This window comes from Aestuariivivens sediminicola (assembly GCF_022662015.1).
Lineage (GTDB): Bacteria > Bacteroidota > Bacteroidia > Flavobacteriales > Flavobacteriaceae > Aestuariivivens > Aestuariivivens sediminicola.
On the sequence record NZ_JAKMCM010000001.1, the window covers coordinates 25,649 to 44,205 of the forward strand.

The window sequence follows — 18,557 nt, forward strand, 5'->3', positions numbered from 1 at the left end:
GCAATTAGAATGGCAGTAGATTTACTACTAGGATTACAGTGGGGAGACGAAGGAAAAGGAAAGATTGTCGATGTTCTCACATCAAAATACGATATAATAGCTCGTTTTCAAGGAGGCCCAAACGCTGGGCACACGCTTGTTTTTAATGGAAAAAAGCATGTATTGCATACCATACCATCTGGTATATTCCATGATAAAGCCATCAACTTAGTTGGTAATGGTGTTGTTATAGATCCTGTTATCTTTAAGGGAGAGCTGGACAAGTTGGAGGCACAACATGTGAATTATCGAAAATCGCTACTGATATCGCGAAAAGCACATATTATTTTACCAACCCATAGATTGTTGGATGCAGCCAGTGAAGCTTCAAAAGGAAAAGCAAAAATTGGCTCGACGTTAAAAGGTATTGGACCAACCTACATGGATAAAACGGGAAGAAACGGTATTCGTGTAGGAGATTTGGAAATGAGCGATTGGAAAAAACGCTATCGGGCATTGGCTGATAAGCACGAATCCATGATTGCCTTTTACAATGTAGACGTTCAATACAATCTTGAAGAGCTTGAAGCTGAATTTTTTAAGGCTGTCGAGGTTTTAAAATCGATTACGTTTATAGATTCTGAGGAATATATATATCAGGCACAGAAATCTGGCAAAACCATATTGGCCGAGGGCGCTCAAGGATCTTTACTCGATATTGATTTTGGTACTTACCCTTTCGTAACTTCAAGTAATACGACAGCTGCAGGAGCTTGCACCGGATTGGGAGTTTCACCAAATAAAATAGGTGACGTGTTTGGAATTTTTAAAGCATACACCACCCGAGTGGGTTCAGGCCCTTTTCCAACCGAATTATTTGATGACAATGGCGCTACAATGTCTAGGGTAGGAAATGAATTTGGAGCAACAACAGGCCGCCCGAGGCGCTGTGGTTGGTTGGACTTAGTGGCTTTAAAATATGCCTGTCAGGTGAACGGTGTCACCCGATTAATGATGATGAAAGGTGATGTACTGTCTGGTTTTAAAACCTTAAAAATATGTACGGCTTATAATTATAAAGGTGATGTCATTACCCATTTGCCGTATAATATAGAACCCGAAAATGTGCAACCCATTTACACCGAATTTAAAGGTTGGAATGAAGATTTAACCGAAATGACCGAAGCATCACAACTTCCTCAGGAATTGAATGCCTATATTGAATTCCTGGAAAAGGAATTGGAAATACCGGTTGCCATCGTTTCAGTAGGACCGGACAGAAAACAGACCATTTTCAGAGATTAATATCACCTTCAATTCATCTAGACGTTCCGAATGCGTTTGGAGCGTTTTTTGTTTAGAAATGGATTCCGTGTAATATTATCGTTATTTTTGCTTCAAACAACACTAATTTGAACACATCTATTAAAAACCCCCTATTCTTTCTACTCGGTTTTATTTCAATTTTCACTTTAGAGGCCCAGGAAAAAAAAAGGATTGAAATTGAACAAGCGGGGGCTATTACCATTGATGAAGTTAATTTCCCGGGAGCTAAAATTATTACTCGCGATGACAGGGGGCAAGTTCATATCTCTCATGAAAACATCACTATGTGGTGTGACAAAGCCATTCAGTATGCGAATGAAAATTTTATTGAGGCCTTTGGTAATGTGAAAATGGTGCAGGGAGACACCATAAATATGAATGCCAAATATGTAGAGTATAGCGGAAAAACGCAATTGGCATTCGCCAGCGGCAGTGTTGTTTTAACAACACCCGATTCCGAATTGAAAACCGACACCCTGTATTTTGATCGTATAAAGCAACAGGCCTATTACCGTTCAGGGGGTACAGTTGTAAAAGACACCTCGGGAACGATTACGAGTAGAATAGGTCGCTATTACATGGAGTTGAAAAAGTATAAATTCATCGATGATGTCATTTTAGTTAATGAAGAATCTACGATACATACTGATTATTTTGATTTTTACGAAGAAAGTGGTCATGCTTATCTCTATGGCCCATCAACAATTACCACTCCGGAAAGCGAGACCTACTGTGAACGGGGGTTTTATGATACCAATACTAAAATTGGATACGCAGTTAAAAAGGCAGAAATACATTATGATAATCGCATCGTTGAGGGAGATAGCTTATATTTTGACAATCAGGCCGGTTTTGCCTCGGCTACAAATAATATAAAGGTAACAGACACCCTGAATAACAGCATTGTTAAGGGCCATTATGCGGAGGTTTTCAAAGCGAAAGACTCTGTTTTTATCACAAAACGGGCCCTTGCTATAACCCTTCAGGAAAACGATTCCATTTATATTCATGCCGATACCCTGATGGTTACTGGAAAACCTGAAAAAAGGATTACGAGGGGATTTAGAAATGTAAAACTTTATAAATCTGATATGAGTGGAAAGGCAGATTCCGTTCATGTAGACCATGAAATTGGATTAACCAAAATGATCAATATTTCGAAAATATCGAGTACCGATCAATTTGCTGTAAAACGCAAACCCATATTATGGAATATAAGAAATCAGATTACTGGCGATACAATTCATTTAAAATCAAACCCTGAAACCGAGAAACTAGATTCGTTAATTGTATTTGATAATGCATTTGTTATAAGTAAGGATTCCTTAGGATCCGGCTTTAACCAGATTAATGGTAAAACACTCATCGGTTTGTTTAACGAACAAAATGAATTGTACCATGTCGACATCATAAAGAATGCCCAATCCATTTACTACATGCGAAATGAAAATAATGAACTAATTGGTATTGATAAGTCTAAATCGGGTAGTATTCAAATCAGCATTACAGATCGGGAAATTGAGGAGGTAAGAAAGATCAATCAGATAGACGGTAAAATCTATCCTGAATCTATGTTCCCTGACATTGAAAAACTCCTGAAAGGCTTTGATTGGCGGGAAGCAGAACGTCCATTGAGTGTGGACGATCTTTTTAAGGACGATCCCCCTTTAAACCTGCCAAAAATAAAAGGTCTGGAGGACTATGAACCTCAGGAAGAATTCTTTGATGATCAAATGATGGAACGTATCGAAAAGGCGGATAATGAATCCATTTCAACTTCAGCCCAGAAAAACAAAGCCTCTCGAAACATTCCTAATGATATAAAGATTGAAAAGCAATTACAGACACCTGAAAAAGTAATTGAATAATTGCTTATGACTACAGATTTCTTCAAATATCAGGCTCAAACCACTCCACATCCCATCGCCATGGAGATATCGCATGCTGAGGGATCCTATATTTATGACAAAAAGAACAATCCTCATTTGGATTTTGTAGCCGGTGTTTCGGCATGCCCTCTGGGTCATAACCACCCTAAAGTCGTGAAGGCGATTAAGACCCAGTTAAATAAGTACATGCATGTTATGGTTTATGGTGAATATATATTGGAACCCCCCGTAGAGCTTACAAAACTTCTCGCCAAAAATCTTCCTGGTAATTTAGAAAAGACCTATTTGACCAATTCGGGAACCGAAGCCGTGGAAGGAGCGCTGAAATTGGCTAAACGCTTTACTGGAAGAAGTGAAATTATAGCTGCTAAAAATGGCTATCATGGCAATACTATGGGTGCGATGAGTGTTATGGGTTTTGAAGAGCGCAAACAAGCATTTAGACCCCTTATTCCCGATGTAAAATTTATTGAGTTTAACAAAAAGGAAGATTTATCCATAATAACGGAGAAAACAGCTTGTATCATACTTGAAACCATTCAGGGTGGCGCAGGTTTCATAACACCGGTAGACGGGTATTTAGAAGCTGTTCGTAACCGTTGTAATGACACGGGAACATTGCTGATTTTGGATGAAATTCAACCGGGTATTGGTCGAACGGGTAAATTATTTGGTTTCGAACACTACAAGTGTACCCCGGATATATTGGTCATGGGAAAAGGCCTTGGTGGGGGTATGCCAATTGGCGCATTTACAGCGTCGAGGGCACTCATGGATGTTTTACAGGATCGTCCGAAACTGGGACACATAACAACTTTCGGCGGCCATCCTGTCATTGCTGCTTCCGCTTTGGCCACACTTCAAGAGGTATTGAGCAGCAACTTGATGCGAGACGTTTTTGAAAAAGAGGCATTGATTAGAAAACTATTGATTCATCCCTTAATTTCAGAGATTAGAGGGATGGGTCTAATGCTGGCATTAATCATGCCCTCAAAAGAAATTACCGATCAATTAATAATAGAATCTCAAAAGCATCGGTTAATTCTTTTTTGGCTTTTATTTGAACCAAAAGCTGTTCGTATTACACCACCCTTAACCATCTCGAATAAAGAAATTATTGAGGGCTGCAACATTATAATTCGTATTTTAGATCGCATTCAATCGGGTTCAATTGATTGAATATCAATAATTAAAGTAATCATATTACTGCTCCAATTCCAATGTTCATTACTTTGTTAAAAACATTTGATGAATTAACTACCATAAAAAAAATAGAGCCTTAAATTTATTGAAGTAGAACTTTACTATTGTGCCTATGGAGTTAAGTCATAATGACAACAACAACTTGCCACTTTCAAAATTCGAATCGATGTTAAAAACAAATCACGTGTTGTTTTTCGATTCAGACGAATTTGAAAACATTATTCACCACTACTTAAATCAAGGAAAAATAGCCTTAGCCAAAAAAGCAATAAAGCTGGGCTTAGATCAGCATCCAACTTCAATTAACCTTCGGTTATTTAAAGCTGAAGTCTATGTGTTTGAAGACAAACTTGTGGAGGCTGATGAACTGCTAAACGAACTTTATAGTTTAGATCCTACGAATGAAGAAATTTATATTCAAAAAGCCAATATCTTTTCAAAGAAAGACGAACATCAAAAAGCCATTGAAGTGTTGAAAAAAGCACTTGAGCTTACGGATGATGTTGTTGACATTTATTCCTTAATCGGGATGGAGCATTTATTTCTGGATGAGTTTGAACATGCCAAGACCTATTTCATGAAATGTATTGAAGAAGATATGGATGACTACTCAGCGCTTTACAACATCATATATTGTTTTGATTTTCTGAAGCAACATGAAGAGGCCATTGAATATTTAAACGTTTTTCTAGACAGAAATCCATATTGCGAAGTCGCCTGGCATCAGTTGGGAAAGCAATATTTAGAATTAAAGAAATATAAAAAAGCTTTGACATCCTTTGATTTTGCCATCATAGCGGACGATTCTTTTGTTGGCGCCTATCTTGAGCGGGGAAAAGTCCTGGAAAAACTAAAACGTTACCATGAGGCGATAGAAAATTACAATACCACGCTTAAGCTCGATGACCCTACCTCCTTCGCTTTATTACATATCGGAAATTGTTATGAGAAATTGGGAAATCAGGATTTAGCTGTTCAATACTATTACAAAACTGTTCATGAAGATCCGTTACTGGATAAGGGCTGGATAGCAATTACCAAGTTTTATAACAAACATAAAAATTATCAAAAAGCCTTATACTATATCAATAAGGCCATAAATATTGATTCTGAAAATGTGACCTATTGGAAATTGTATGCCCAGATTAACCATCGTTTAAACTTTTTTGAAGAGGCCGAAAGAGGTTACAAAAAGACATTGGAACTTGGTAATTATGAATTGAACACCTGGTTGTCCAGAGGAGATTTACTTATTAAACTGGGAGAGTTGGAAGCATCCATTTTCAATTTCGAACAGGCTGTTGAGTTCTATCCGGATAACCCGGAACTGGAATATCGTTTAGCCGGTTTATATTTTGCTTTAAATGAAAATGACAAAGGGTCATTTCATCTTAAAAACGGGCTGCGACATGATAAGGACTATATGTTTATTATTGAGGAACTGTTCCCCGAAGTCATAACTAAACTTCACGTTAAAAATCTGCTAAAAACAAATCTATAAACGGTCGTCACATTAAAATACATATCTTTGATATTTCTATAATATCATCAAAATATGCCTAGACGATTATTAGATTACATAGTCATTTTCTCAAAAGGAATTGCCATGGGTGCTGCTGATGCGGTTCCTGGTGTTTCAGGCGGTACAATTGCTTTCATTTCCGGTATTTATGAAGAATTAATTACAACGATAAGTAATGTGAACCCTTCCCTTTTTAAAATTTTATTCAAAAATGGGATTGGATCCTTTTGGAAAGCATTGAATGGCAATTTTTTACTGGCATTGGTATTTGGGATGACAGTTAGTTTTGTAAGTTTCATGAGGCTTGCAAAATACCTACTGGAGAATCATCCCGTTTTAATCTGGTCCTTCTTTTTCGGACTTATTGTAGCCAGTATATATTTTGTGGGAAAGCAAATAAAAGATTGGAACTTTTACACCATTACTGCCATTAGCGTTGGAACAGCAATTGCATTTTACGTTAGCAAAATACCATCATTGGCTGCAATTGATAGTGCCTGGTTTTTATTTTTTGCAGGTGCTATAGCGATTTGTGCAATGATCTTGCCCGGTATTTCGGGATCTTTTATTTTAATTATTCTAGGAGCATACAAAACCTTGAGTGACGCCTTACACGATTTTAAAATCAAGGAAATTTTAATTTTTATAATTGGTGCTGCTATTGGCCTTTTAAGTTTTAGCCATGTTCTGAAATGGCTATTTAAGCATTACCGAAACGTGACATTAGCCTTATTGACGGGATTTATTTTCGGTTCCCTGAACAAAGTATGGCCGTGGAAAAAAACCCTAACATGGCATACCAGTTCAAAAGGAGTAAAAACGCCTCTACTCCAGGAAAGTATTTCTCCATATTCTTTTGAAGGGGATAATCAATTGCTCTATGCTATCCTCTTAATGCTTGTTGGATTTTTAACTATTTTTATATTAGAAAAGTTAGAACCTAATAATTCTTAAATGGAAAGCACCAGAACCCTAAGAGATAAAATTTTTCTCGTCCTTAAGGGGCTGGGTATGGGTGCTGCCAACAAAGTACCTGGCGTTTCCGGCGGCGTTGTTGCATTCGTTGCAGGTTTTTATGAGGAATTTATTTATTCGCTACAAAAGGTTAATCGTAAGGCCTTCAAATTACTGATTAACGGAAGGTTTAACAGTTTTTTCAATTACATTAATGGTCGTTTTCTTGGCCTGCTTTTTTTAGGTATGGTGGTGAGTTACTTTAGTGTATCAAAACTATTAGACTATCTCATTGTACGTTATGAATTATATGTGTGGAGCGTATTTTTTGGTATGATTGCCGGATCGATTTATTACATAAATAAAGACTTTAGAGATTGGAATCAGAGAACCTATGTTTCTTTAGCATGCGGGATTATTTTAGGTTTAAGTATTAGTTTTTTAAATCCGGCAAAGGAAAACGATAATTTGTGGTTTGTTTTTTTATGTGGTATAATTAGTGTTTCCGGAATGACCCTGCCAGGATTTTCAGGTTCTTTTATTCTCATTTTAATGGGCAACTACGTTCTATTACTCGTCGATTCGGTAAATGCATTATATGACTCCTTTTCTGACTTGCTAAGTGGAAATCTAAATTTTATAGATAATCCGAGGCGTATAACCCAACTGAAGGTTTTAGCTGTATTTACCTTAGGTTCAGTGACCGGACTGGTCACATTTTCTCACGTTTTGAGCTATATATTGAAACACTATAAAAGCATAACACTTTCCACCATTATAGGATTTATAATAGGTTCCTTAGGTGTAGTTTGGCCATGGAAAAAAACAATCTATAAGATTGGTGAGAACGGGCTGTTTTTAAAAGATTCGACAGGGGAAAGAGTTGTTGAAAACTATCAGCGGTATATTCCAAAATTAGATTTGGAGACCTTATATGCCGTGCTTTTTATTTTTTTAGGAATCTTAATTGTTTTAGCTTTGGAAGCATATGGAGCAAAAACCAGAAAAGGCATTAAATAAACTCGGACTTTTAGGTAAAAACATTTCTTATTCATTTTCTAGAGCCTATTTCAAGAGTAAATTTCAAAGAGAGCAAATTACGCATTGGAGTTATGAAAATTTCGATATTGAGCATATAGAGGCCTTCCCAAAAATATTAAAACGTAATCCAAACTTAAAAGGCCTTAATGTAACCATTCCATTTAAACAATCGATAATACCTTATTTAGATAAATTGGATGATCAGGCCAATGAAATAGGTGCTGTAAACACGATTAAAATTAGTAATGAAAAGGAATTAATCGGATACAATACCGATTGTTATGGTTTTGAAAAATCTATATCACCAATACTTCATTCAATCCATAAAAGGGCATTAATTCTGGGTACTGGTGGTGCCAGCAAAGCTATTGCGTTTACCCTTAAAAAACTTGGTATTGAATACAATTATGTCTCAAGGACGGCTTCAAATCTTGCGGATTATACTTATGACACACTCACTAATTCAGATATTTCAAAACATTTAATAATAATTAACTGCACACCCTTAGGCACCTTTCCAAAAATAGAAGATTGTCCGGATATACCCTATGAAGCCATTTCAGAAAATCATATCCTTTTTGATTTAATTTACAATCCAGAAGAAACGACCTTTTTAAAAAGAGGGAAAGAAAAAGGAGCAACAATTTGTAATGGTCAAAAAATGCTGGAATTTCAAGCTGAAAAATCTTGGAACATATGGAATTCGGATTAAAAAGCATTTAATTCCTTACTTAAACCCTTCCAATGCTTTGTAATTCTTTAGGTTGTTAGTATATTTAAACTTTAAACCCATTATTTAACGACCCTAAACATTTTTAAAATGTCTGAGACTGATAACCTGCAGAAAGCAGAAGGAAATAAAGAGATTAATAAAAATTCGAGCACTGCTGACGATCAAAAGATTGCTGATACCAATTTGTCAGAATCAGCATCTTTGAAGAATGAAGAGAACCAAACCGAAGAAGAAAAGACTGAAGATATTGGTGCCAGTAATGAAAAAGAATCCGATACTCAAATAAATGACAATTCCGGAGAGATTACCAACGCGGTTTCCGAAACAAAGGACGCGACTTCTAATCCATCTGATGTTGAATCCGATGAAAATGTAAAGACCGCCCAAGATTCCCCTGATGAGACTTCGCAAGAAGAGGAAGTTGTCAGTACAACAGAAGAAGAGACAGTATCAAGTAAATCTTCAGATAAAAATTCCGATAATAACGATGAAGTCTTAGATGAAATAGAAGCTTCAAACGCTGAAGATGCCGAGGACGAAGACAATAAAGATCGTCATAAAATTGAATTCAAAGAATATGACCAAATGTCATTAGAGGCATTGGCCATAGAACTTGAAAGATTATTGAAAGACGAAAAAGTTCAGGCTATTAGGTCTCATGTACAGCATATTAACAATGAGTTTAAAACTAAATTTCAGTCATTGATTGAAGAAAAAAAGACTGAATATGTGAATGAGGGAGGTAACGAAATAGATTTTTATTACAGTTCTCCTGTTAAGAAAAGATATAAGAAAGCTTATAAAGATTACCGCACTAAATTAAACGACTATTACAAAGATTTAGAACACAACCTTAAACAAAACTTAGCCGATAAACTTGAGATAATAGAAGAGTTAAAGGGATTAATTAATATTGAAGAGAATATAAATACGACCTACAAGCACTTTAAAGAATTACAGGAACGGTGGCGCAATACGGGTCCAATACCTCGAGACAAATACAATAATGCCTGGAACAGCTACCATCATCATGTTGAGATGTTCTACGACTTTTTGCATCTGAACAGAGATCTGCGAGACTTGGATTTTAAGCATAATCTTGACAAAAAACTAAAAATAATTGAACGGGCCGAAGAACTCGCCCAAGAGAGCAATGTTTTGCACGCCTTTAGAGAACTTCAAGAACTTCACAAATTATGGAAAGAAGAGTTGGGTCCTGTAGCCAAAGAACACAGAGAAGTTATATGGGAACGATTTAAAACAGCGACAAAGCTAATAAATGATAAGCGGCAACTCTATTTTAAAGAAATAGATAAGGTATATGAAAAAAACCTGGAAAAGAAAGAAGAAATAATAGAAAAGATAAACACCATTGCCTTGGAGGAGATAAATTCTCATGGCGGTTGGCAGAAAAAAATAAAAGAGGTTGAGTCCTTAAGAAATGATTTTTTCAATGCAGGCAAAGTACCGTTGAAAGTAAATGAATCTACCTGGGCAAAGTTTAAAGAAGCCGTAAGGACCTTTAATCGAAAAAAGAATGCCTTTTATAAAGACCTTAAAAAGGAACAGTACAACAATCTTCAGAAAAAGCTAGAGCTTATCAAAATTGCAGAAGACAATAAAGAAAGTGAGGATTTTGAGACTGCAACACCTTTAATGAAAAAAATTCAAAGTGACTGGAAAAAAATTGGTCACGTACCTCGCAAGGAAAGTGATAAAATTTGGAAACGTTTTAAAGCGGCCTGTAATTATTACTTCGACAGAATTCATTCCAAAAGAAATACCGCAAATAAGCTTGAACTTGAAGCTTTCAACAAAAAACAGGAATTGCTTAACAAAATTAAGGATTTGGAGTTAAGTGAAGACAAATCAGAAGGTATTGCAACCATAAATGAGCAGATTTCTCTATGGAAAGAAATTGGGCGTGTACCTTATGATAAACGGTATATTGAAGGAAAGTTTCACAAGGCTTTAGATAATTTATTTTCGAAACTAAAAATGGAGAGAAATGAAATTGAAATGATCAAGTTTGAAAATAAATTAGAACAGCTGAACAGTGAAGAAGACTCCAGGAATCTAGATAATGAGCGCGCCTTTATTAGCAAAAAGATTGATGAAATTAAAGCACAAATCAATCAACTGGAAAATAATTTACAATTCTTCACGAATGTTGATGAAGACAATCCGCTAGTGAAAGAAGTTCACGGTAATATCAAAGGTCATAAAGATGAACTGAAACTTTGGAAAAAGAAACTCAAAAAAATTAAAGAATTGTATTCCTAAAATTGATTGGAATACTATTTACAGCAATCAGTTTCTTTTAAAAGGCTTCCATTTTTTCAGATTTTATGTTATCAGGTATTAAAGTTGTTTGGCCTCTTCCCAAAAGACGTCCATTTCCGCTAAGGTCATTTCTTTTAGAGGTTTATTCAGACTTTTAGCCTTATTTTCCAGATACTGAAATCGCTTTGAGAATTTTTTATTGGTTCGCTCCAATGCATTTTCAGGATTTATATTTAAAAATCGAGCATAGTTAACCATAGAAAATAGCACATCCCCAAATTCATTTTCTATGGTTTCCTGATTGCCGGAGTCTACCTCCATTTTAAACTCCTTGAGCTCTTCCTCAACTTTCTCCCACACCTGGCCAGGTTTTTCCCAATCGAAGCCAACACCCGCTACCTTATCCTGAATTCTATTAGCCTTTACCAAAGCGGGTAAACTGTTGGGAACCCCTTCCAATACGCTCGCCTTACCCTCCTTTAATTTTAATTTCTCCCAATTGCGTTTTACATCCTCTTCATTATCAACATTTATATCACCGTAGATATGTGGATGACGGTCTACTAACTTCTCGCATATACCATGGCAAACATCTGCAATATCAAAATCTTGAGTTTCACTGGCTATCTTCGCATAAAAAACAATATGCAATAACAGGTCTCCCAATTCTTTTTTAACTTCATCCAGGTTATTGTCCAAAATCGCATCGCCAAGTTCATAGGTCTCTTCAATGGTCAAGTGTCTCAGTGATGCCATAGTCTGCTTTTTATCCCATGGGCATTGCGCACGCAATTCATCCATAATTGTAAGTAACCTATCGAACGCCTCTAATTGTTTTGCTCTTTTATTCATAGATACATTTATTTTTATAATGGAATGTGAGGAAAAATAAGTATTTCCTCACCTATTTCTTTTTAAAATTTGACAATTACCAATGTTCTCATAATCAGTATAATTGTTTTCGACATAATCGATGTTCTTTTTACTATAAACATTTATATCTATCGGTACATCGATTTCCTTTAAAATAAAAACAGGCGGGTTTGATATTAAATCTTGATATAACTCTTCATTTTGCATTTCCCCGGATAAAAATATCGAATTAAAATATTTACTAGAAGATACGCTCTCTGAAATTGCAAGACCCTTAATTAAATTTTCATCTGCACCTAATATATAAACATAATCTTTATCTGAAGTGTTATCATTTAACCATCTGCCAATTAATTCATAAACGGCAGTATCTCTATTTATGTACTGAAATCCTGAATATAGTACTTGATAATATGGAAAAAAAAGAAAGATTACCAGTATTAATACTTTTTTATAATTAAAATACTTAGGGAATAATCCTTTATCTAAAAGTGTGGCAATAGAACAACCTAATAGTATGGATAATGGGGCAATTACCTGTCTTAACTGATGACCATAATAATACCCAGAAGAATTCACACCGAAGAAATCAATTATAAGCCACAACATAACTCCTATTAAAAATGTGTTTAGAATTAATTTAAAATTGTAGAAAACCACAACTAAAAGAGGATAAAAAATGATAATTTTAGAAAATACGAAAACATCAAGAAACTTGATAAAACGCATTTTTATAGTTGGTGCTTTAGATCCTGAATTAGTAAGAATTGCCCATGAACCCTCAAGGTAGTCTTGATAGGGGATAGCAAAAAAAACATCTAAAATGAAAACTGATGAAACTAAAATTGAAACTATTCCTAATACGAAGCAAACATAACCACTAACTAATTTTCGTTTTGTTCTTTGGGGATTTAAATAGATAAAATAAAAACAAGAAAAAGCAATATATGTGGTTATAGAAATTTGTTTAAATGAAATGGCCAGACCTAACGCTAATCCAGATATGTACATGAGGGTATTCAAATTTGGATATTTAGCAGACATTACTATGGCATAAAAGCCAAGAACACTAAACAAAATCATAAAGGTTTCTGTTTGTGCTAACGCAGATCCATCGAATACAAACCAACAAAAAACAAGTCCAAAAATACACATGGCCAATATCCCCGCAAATTTATCATATAGCTGTTTTACTGTTTTATAAATAAAGACAGAGGATATCAGAACTGATAATGCTCCGATCATTCTAACGAAATAGAAATTTCCGTTCGAAACAATTTCAGATAAAGCATATAGAATAAAAATTCCAGGCGTTTTGTTCTCTACTGAACCCACATAGGGTGGCATCCCATTATCAACCCAAATTCTGCCAATATATGTCCACAATCCCTCATCATACCGCATATATGGGTACAAGGCGGTAATAGATAAAACAAGTGCTAAAAATAAAAATAGTGTTATTGGATTAATTAAGAGGAAAGTGTTACTTCTTTTCATGATATGTCTTTTCCATATTAATATTCCAAAGATTCTCTTTAGAAATAACACCATTAATAATATTGTCTACGGCTGTTATAGCTGTTAGCATAGAATGGTCTTGATTATTATATTTATGCATCCCATTTCGACCAATTAAAAATAAGTTACTATATGAATCTGTATACTGTCTTATTACATGAAATTCCGAGTACGAACCGAAATATGCAGGATATGCCTTAGGCACTTTTATTATGGTTCTATCTAGCACATCAGCCTTATCAATGATTTGTATTGATTGTAATTCATTTATGGCAAACTCCATAAACTCATGGTCACTTTTACGCCACAATTCATCTCCAACATTGCAAAAATATTCTAAACCAATCCAAATCTTATCTTCATCCTTAACCAGGTAAGGTGACCAATTATTAAATATTTGCAATCTTCCCAATTTCACATCTTTTTCCTGAATGTAAATCCAATTATCTTTAACAGGACCAATATTTTCTTCAACTTTCAATTTATTTAACAATAATCCGACTGTAATGAAATCTCTATATTTTAAACCTTCACTGACTCGTATAACTTTTTTAGGAACATCACTTCCCATACTTCCTATTAAATGCTTAACCGGCATAGTAGAAAAAAAGTAATCCCCTTTGACCACCTTCTTCTCTTTGGAATTCAAATCCGTATATCCAATTTCAACAACCCTATTCTTGTCTAAAAATAAATCCGTTACACTTGAATTCAAATGAACTTCTCCTCCCTTTGATCTTATGATTTCAGCTACTGATTCCCACATTTGACCCGGACCCAGTTTTGGATACATAAATTGCTCAATAAGGCTCGTCTCAGTATTTTTCTGTTCAATAGATTTGACTTTAATAAAAAGAGATTTAAAAATATGTAGGATTACTTTTTGAATGGATAAACGCTTTATGCGCTGAGCGCCCCAACGAGAGTCAATTTCTGAACATGGCACTCCCCATACCTTTTCCGTGTAGTCCTTAAAAAAGGTTTCATACAATTCCTTGCCGAACCTATTAATAAAAAACTCTTCTAAATTAGATATCCTTTTTAGTGGAAATAGCCTTATTAATAAATAAGTCCATCCGATCTTCAATATTTTAACGGGCCCTAAAGAAGATATTGTATGCCAATTAATACTGATCGGATAATCGAAAAACCGTTTTAAAAAAAATATACGTGACAATCGAGTTCGAATGAGCATTACCATGTCCTCTTTTTCAGGATCTGGACCATTATTTGATAACTTTAATTCGATCTCTTGCTGCATAGTTTTATTGCCACTCTTTAGTTCATCTCTTGCAGGAGATCCCTGTATAGGCAAAATGTTTTGCCACCACTGCATGACAACATCAGATTTTGAAAAAAATCGATGACCGCCTATATCTATCCTGTTCCCATTGTAAATTTCAGTTCGAGAAATACCACCTATCTTATCTGTACTTTCAAAAACCAACGGTTTAATATTTGTACGTTTTAAAAGCTCATATGCAGCGGTTAAACCAGCAGGACCAGCCCCAATTATTATTGCATATTTCCCATTGAACTTATCCATAATGTTAATCCAAACGATTAATATAGATTGCTTAGTTTAAATAAAAAAAACCTGCTGGTGTGAAACGCAACAGGCTGTATAATAATATAAATACGAATAAATTTTATTGTGCGTTTTGCTTTTTAATCAAGTTTAATGCTGATCCCTCTTTATACCATGCTATTTGAGCATCGTTGTATGAATGATTCAACTTAATGACGTCCTTTGATCCATTCGAATGAACTATCTCCAATGTCAATTGCTTTTCAGGAGCAAATTCATTTAGATCCAAAAAGTTGAAGGTATCATCTTCCTGAATTAAATCATAATCATTTTCATTGGCAAAAGTCAAACCTAGCATACCCTGCTTTTTTAGATTGGTTTCGTGTATCCTTGCAAACGATTTGACTATTACCGCCGCGACGCCTAAATGACGCGGTTGCATGGCAGCATGCTCTCTGGAGGATCCTTCACCGTAGTTATGATCTCCAACAACAATAGTTTTAATACCTGCTTTTTTGTATTCACGTTGGACATCGGGCACACCACCGTATTCGCCTGTTAACTGGTTTTTAACGAAGTTCGTTTTCTTGTTAAATGCATTCACTGCCCCGATAAGCGTATTATTGGAAATGTTATCCAGATGACCTCTAAAACGCAGCCATGGACCCGCCATTGAAATGTGGTCCGTTGTACACTTCCCAAACGCCTTTATTAAAAGTTTTGCTCCACTAATAGTATCGCCTATTGGCTCAAATGGTGTTAGCAGTTGCAATCGTTCTGAGTTATCAGCGACAATAACCTGAACGCCACTGCCGTCCTCAACCGGTTCTAAATACCCATTATCTTTAACTTCAAATCCTTTTGGAGGCAATTCCCAACCTGTGGGCTCATCCAAAAAGACTTCCTCACCATTTTCATTGATCAAAGCATCCGTTAATGGATTAAAATCCAGACGGCCCGCTATAGCAATAGCTGCAGTAATCTCTGGCGATGCCACAAATGCATGAGTATTAGGATTTCCATCGGCACGTTTGGCAAAATTCCTGTTAAAAGAATGCACAATACTGTTCTTCGGAGCATTCTTGGGATCACTGTAACGCGCCCATTGTCCTATACACGGACCACAGGCATTCGTGAATATCTTAGCGTCCAATTTTTCAAAAACCTCAAGAATTCCATCGCGCTCAGCCGTGTACCGTACCTGTTCAGAACCCGGATTAATACCAAACTCAGCCTTGGTTTTTAACCCTTTGTCCAAAGCCTGTTGAGCGATTGAAGAGGCTCTCGATAAGTCCTCATAAGATGAATTGGTACATGATCCAATAAGTCCCCACTCCACCTTAATTGGCCAATCGTTAGTCTTCGCCTTTTCTGTCATTTCGCTTCCAACAGGTGTCGATAAATCCGGCGTAAAGGGTCCATTTAACAATGGACTTAACTCAGATAAATTGATTTCAATTACTTGATCAAAATAGTGCTCAGGATTGGCATATACTTCTGGATCGGCAGTTAGGTAGCTTTTCACCTCATTGGCAGCATCTGCAACATCCGACCGATCTGTGGCACGCAAATAACGCTCCATAGAGTCATCATAACCGAATGTTGATGTTGTTGCTCCTATTTCCGCTCCCATATTACAGATCGTTCCTTTTCCTGTACATGACATGGCTGTAGCTCCTGGTCCAAAATATTCTACAATGGCACCGGTACCGCCTTTTACTGTTAATATTTCCGCAACTTTTAGTATAACATCCTTCGGTGCTGTCCAACCAGACAATTTCCCAGTGAGCTTAACACCAATTAATTTCGGAAATTTAAGTTCCCAAGCCATTCCAGCCATAACATCTACAGCATCGGCACCTCCAACACCAATGGCAACCATACCTAATCCTCCGGCGTTAACCGTATGTGAATCGGTACCTATCATCATACCTCCCGGAAATGCATAGTTTTCGAGAACAACCTGATGTATAATACCCGCTCCTGGTTTCCAAAATCCAATACCATACTTATTAGAGACCGATTCCAAAAAGTTAAACACTTCACTACTCACGCTATTAGCATGTTTCAAATCGACAGCCGCGCCTTCCTTTGCCTGAATTAAATGATCGCAATGTACGGTAGTAGGGACAGCGACCTTATTTTTGCCTGCTTGCATAAATTGCAACAAGGCCATTTGAGCCGTTGCATCTTGACAGGCTATTCTATCGGGTGCAAAATCGACATAATCCTTACCTCTGACAAAAGACTTGGTCGTTATACCATCCCATAAGTGATTATACAGAATCTTTTCTGAAAGTGTCAGTGGTTTTCCCACTACCTCCCGTGCTTGGTTCACACGTTCGGTCATTCGGCTGTAAACCGCTTTAATCATATCGATATCAAATGCCATATCTAATAAATATTATAATTCTATTTTAAGTGTCGCAAAGTACAAAATTATTACAAAGTTTTAAAAATAAACCCCTATGAATGCCCCCTATTAATACGATTTTATTATACCAATATTGGAAATGCATATCAGTTATATTTTTACCAGATCTGAGCGATAAAAATACCGATTAGTCAATTTTTTGATTGAAAAATTGCTTTATTCGAAACGAATCCCTTAAACTTGTACACGGTTTTTCAAAATACGTATAAATTATTTGAGATCCGAAATAGGTTATCCCCAGATAGAACAGAACACAAGCTATGCGTTGCCATATTTTTAAAGCATTAAAATCCAATACTAATTGCATCAGATATAAAATAAAGGTGTAATGTATAAGATACATGGCATAAGAATACAGACTAATTCTTTTTATTAATTTAGCCCATGCACCGGATGGCCTCTTCAAAAAGTAGAACATTGGTAATGCAAGGCTTATTCCAATTGAATTTAAAGGCAAGTATAAAACGTTCCAGTAAAATGGGTAATTTTCTATGGAAATACCTAAATATGGAATGACAACCATCACAAGAAAAGATAAGCCTATACCGAAATAAAAAAGTATCTTTTTTTTAAGTTTGATTAGCATTCTAAATCTTTTAAGCAAAGCAACCAATATGAACCCATAAAAAATTGCATCTAATCTATATATAACAATAGCCTTTAAATTGGTGTTCCATATCGATAAAGACTGAAGTCCATTATTTACTGATGAGTTGTATTTTGCTTTAAAAACGAAAAAAAGTAGAACCAAAAAAACAGAAACACCTAAAAACAATGAATCCTTTTTGAAAAAATTATTAAGCAGTCTGAAAGATACAATTAAACAAAGTGGTGCCAGAAGATAAGCATATTCTTCCACCGATAGACTCCATGATTCTGGAAAAAAAAGAATATGAGAATCGTAAAAATTCTGAAGAAAAAATAAATATTTCCAGAGATTCGATGGCAATTCGTAACCAATCCAAAGGGCCACAAGGACATTCACAAAAAGCATCAAAAAGTAAAGCGGCAATGTTCTGAACCACCGTCTTACCCAAAAGTAAAGTACATCGAACACCTCAAACGAGGTTGAATTTATCAATCGTAAAAGAAGTCCACCTATCAGAAACCCACTGAGCACGAAGAATATTTCAACACCTTGTACGCCAAACAATTGAATACCTTGAATATCGTATCCCTGAAAGATATAACTTGTATGAGATAGTAAGACCAAGGTAATGGCAATTGCCCTTACCAGATCTAGTCCATAAATTCTCTTTGATTTTTGATTCACA

Annotated in this window: 13 protein-coding genes; 8 read left to right on the top strand and 5 right to left on the bottom strand. The window is 35.8% G+C overall.

The genetic code is table 11. The features are described 5' to 3' along the window. The first annotated feature begins 9 nt into the window (after positions 1-9). The 8 genes from MR041_RS00095 (at position 10) to MR041_RS00130 (ending at position 10,930) form a co-directional block, all read left to right on the top strand. Positions 10-1,284, top strand: a complete 1,275-nt coding sequence (locus MR041_RS00095; RefSeq protein ID WP_242091546.1) for an adenylosuccinate synthase — start codon at positions 10-12, stop codon at positions 1,282-1,284. Positions 1,285-1,391: 107 nt separating this feature from the next. After that, positions 1,392-3,173, top strand: a complete 1,782-nt coding sequence (locus tag MR041_RS00100) for an OstA-like protein (RefSeq protein WP_242091547.1) — start codon at positions 1,392-1,394, stop codon at positions 3,171-3,173. A 6-nt stretch (positions 3,174-3,179) separates the two neighbouring features. Next, on the top strand, positions 3,180-4,373 hold the full coding sequence (locus MR041_RS00105) for an aspartate aminotransferase family protein (RefSeq protein ID WP_242091548.1): 1,194 nt from the start codon (positions 3,180-3,182) through the stop codon (positions 4,371-4,373). Positions 4,374-4,509: 136 nt separating this feature from the next. Then, positions 4,510-5,898 carry a tetratricopeptide repeat protein gene (locus MR041_RS00110; RefSeq protein ID WP_242091549.1) on the top strand — a complete coding sequence of 463 codons (1,389 nt, stop codon included), beginning with the start codon at positions 4,510-4,512 and terminating at the stop codon, positions 5,896-5,898. A gap of 54 nt (positions 5,899-5,952) precedes the next feature. Beyond that, on the top strand, positions 5,953-6,873 hold the full coding sequence (locus MR041_RS00115) for a polyprenyl-phosphate transporter (protein WP_242091550.1): 921 nt from the start codon (positions 5,953-5,955) through the stop codon (positions 6,871-6,873). After that, positions 6,874-7,893 (top strand): DUF368 domain-containing protein, encoded by a 1,020-nt coding sequence (locus MR041_RS00120; protein ID WP_242091551.1) that lies wholly within the window; start codon positions 6,874-6,876, stop codon positions 7,891-7,893. Then, positions 7,862-8,626, top strand: coding sequence for a shikimate dehydrogenase family protein (locus MR041_RS00125; RefSeq protein ID WP_242091552.1), 765 nt, complete (start codon positions 7,862-7,864; stop codon positions 8,624-8,626). The genes MR041_RS00120 and MR041_RS00125 overlap by 32 nt, the downstream gene beginning before the upstream one ends. Positions 8,627-8,734: 108 nt before the next feature. Beyond that, positions 8,735-10,930 carry a DUF349 domain-containing protein gene (locus tag MR041_RS00130; protein ID WP_242091553.1) on the top strand — a complete coding sequence of 732 codons (2,196 nt, stop codon included), beginning with the start codon at positions 8,735-8,737 and terminating at the stop codon, positions 10,928-10,930. A 78-nt stretch (positions 10,931-11,008) separates the two neighbouring features. On the opposite strand, the gene mazG is transcribed toward MR041_RS00130, so the two are convergent. From mazG to MR041_RS00155, 5 genes are all read right to left on the bottom strand, one after another. Continuing rightward, positions 11,009-11,782, bottom strand: a complete 774-nt coding sequence (gene mazG, locus MR041_RS00135) for a nucleoside triphosphate pyrophosphohydrolase (protein WP_242091554.1) — start codon at positions 11,780-11,782, stop codon at positions 11,009-11,011. 48 nt (positions 11,783-11,830) lie between these two features. Beyond that, a complete protein-coding gene (locus MR041_RS00140) occupies positions 11,831-13,300 on the bottom strand; it encodes an ArnT family glycosyltransferase (RefSeq protein WP_242091555.1) in 1,470 nt (489 codons plus the stop codon). After that, a complete protein-coding gene (locus MR041_RS00145) occupies positions 13,287-14,867 on the bottom strand; it encodes an NAD(P)/FAD-dependent oxidoreductase (protein ID WP_242091556.1) in 1,581 nt (526 codons plus the stop codon). Before MR041_RS00145 ends, MR041_RS00140 begins: the two co-directional genes overlap by 14 nt. A 103-nt stretch (positions 14,868-14,970) precedes the next feature. Further along, complete coding sequence (locus MR041_RS00150; RefSeq protein ID WP_242091557.1) at positions 14,971-17,241, bottom strand: aconitate hydratase; 2,271 nt, start codon at positions 17,239-17,241, stop codon at positions 14,971-14,973. Positions 17,242-17,410: 169 nt separating this feature from the next. Beyond that, complete coding sequence (locus MR041_RS00155; RefSeq protein WP_242091558.1) at positions 17,411-18,556, bottom strand: acyltransferase family protein; 1,146 nt, start codon at positions 18,554-18,556, stop codon at positions 17,411-17,413. Position 18,557: the final 1 nt, after the last annotated feature.

Excerpts from the sequence above, each read along its gene's own strand:
- MR041_RS00095 (WP_242091546.1), top strand. The coding sequence starts at position 10 with ATGGCAGTAGATTTACTACTAGGATTACAGTGGGGAGACGAAGGAAAA.
- MR041_RS00130 (WP_242091553.1), top strand. The coding sequence starts at position 8,735 with ATGTCTGAGACTGATAACCTGCAGAAAGCAGAAGGAAATAAAGAGATT.
- MR041_RS00120 (WP_242091551.1), top strand. The coding sequence starts at position 6,874 with ATGGAAAGCACCAGAACCCTAAGAGATAAAATTTTTCTCGTCCTTAAG.
- mazG (WP_242091554.1), bottom strand. The coding sequence starts at position 11,782 with ATGAATAAAAGAGCAAAACAATTAGAGGCGTTCGATAGGTTACTTACA.
- MR041_RS00125 (WP_242091552.1), top strand. The coding sequence starts at position 7,862 with ATGGAGCAAAAACCAGAAAAGGCATTAAATAAACTCGGACTTTTAGGT.
- MR041_RS00140 (WP_242091555.1), bottom strand. The coding sequence starts at position 13,300 with ATGAAAAGAAGTAACACTTTCCTCTTAATTAATCCAATAACACTATTT.
- MR041_RS00145 (WP_242091556.1), bottom strand. The coding sequence starts at position 14,867 with ATGGATAAGTTCAATGGGAAATATGCAATAATAATTGGGGCTGGTCCT.
- MR041_RS00105 (WP_242091548.1), top strand. The coding sequence starts at position 3,180 with ATGACTACAGATTTCTTCAAATATCAGGCTCAAACCACTCCACATCCC.
- MR041_RS00150 (WP_242091557.1), bottom strand. The coding sequence starts at position 17,241 with ATGGCATTTGATATCGATATGATTAAAGCGGTTTACAGCCGAATGACC.
- MR041_RS00115 (WP_242091550.1), top strand. The coding sequence starts at position 5,953 with ATGCCTAGACGATTATTAGATTACATAGTCATTTTCTCAAAAGGAATT.
- MR041_RS00110 (WP_242091549.1), top strand. The coding sequence starts at position 4,510 with ATGGAGTTAAGTCATAATGACAACAACAACTTGCCACTTTCAAAATTC.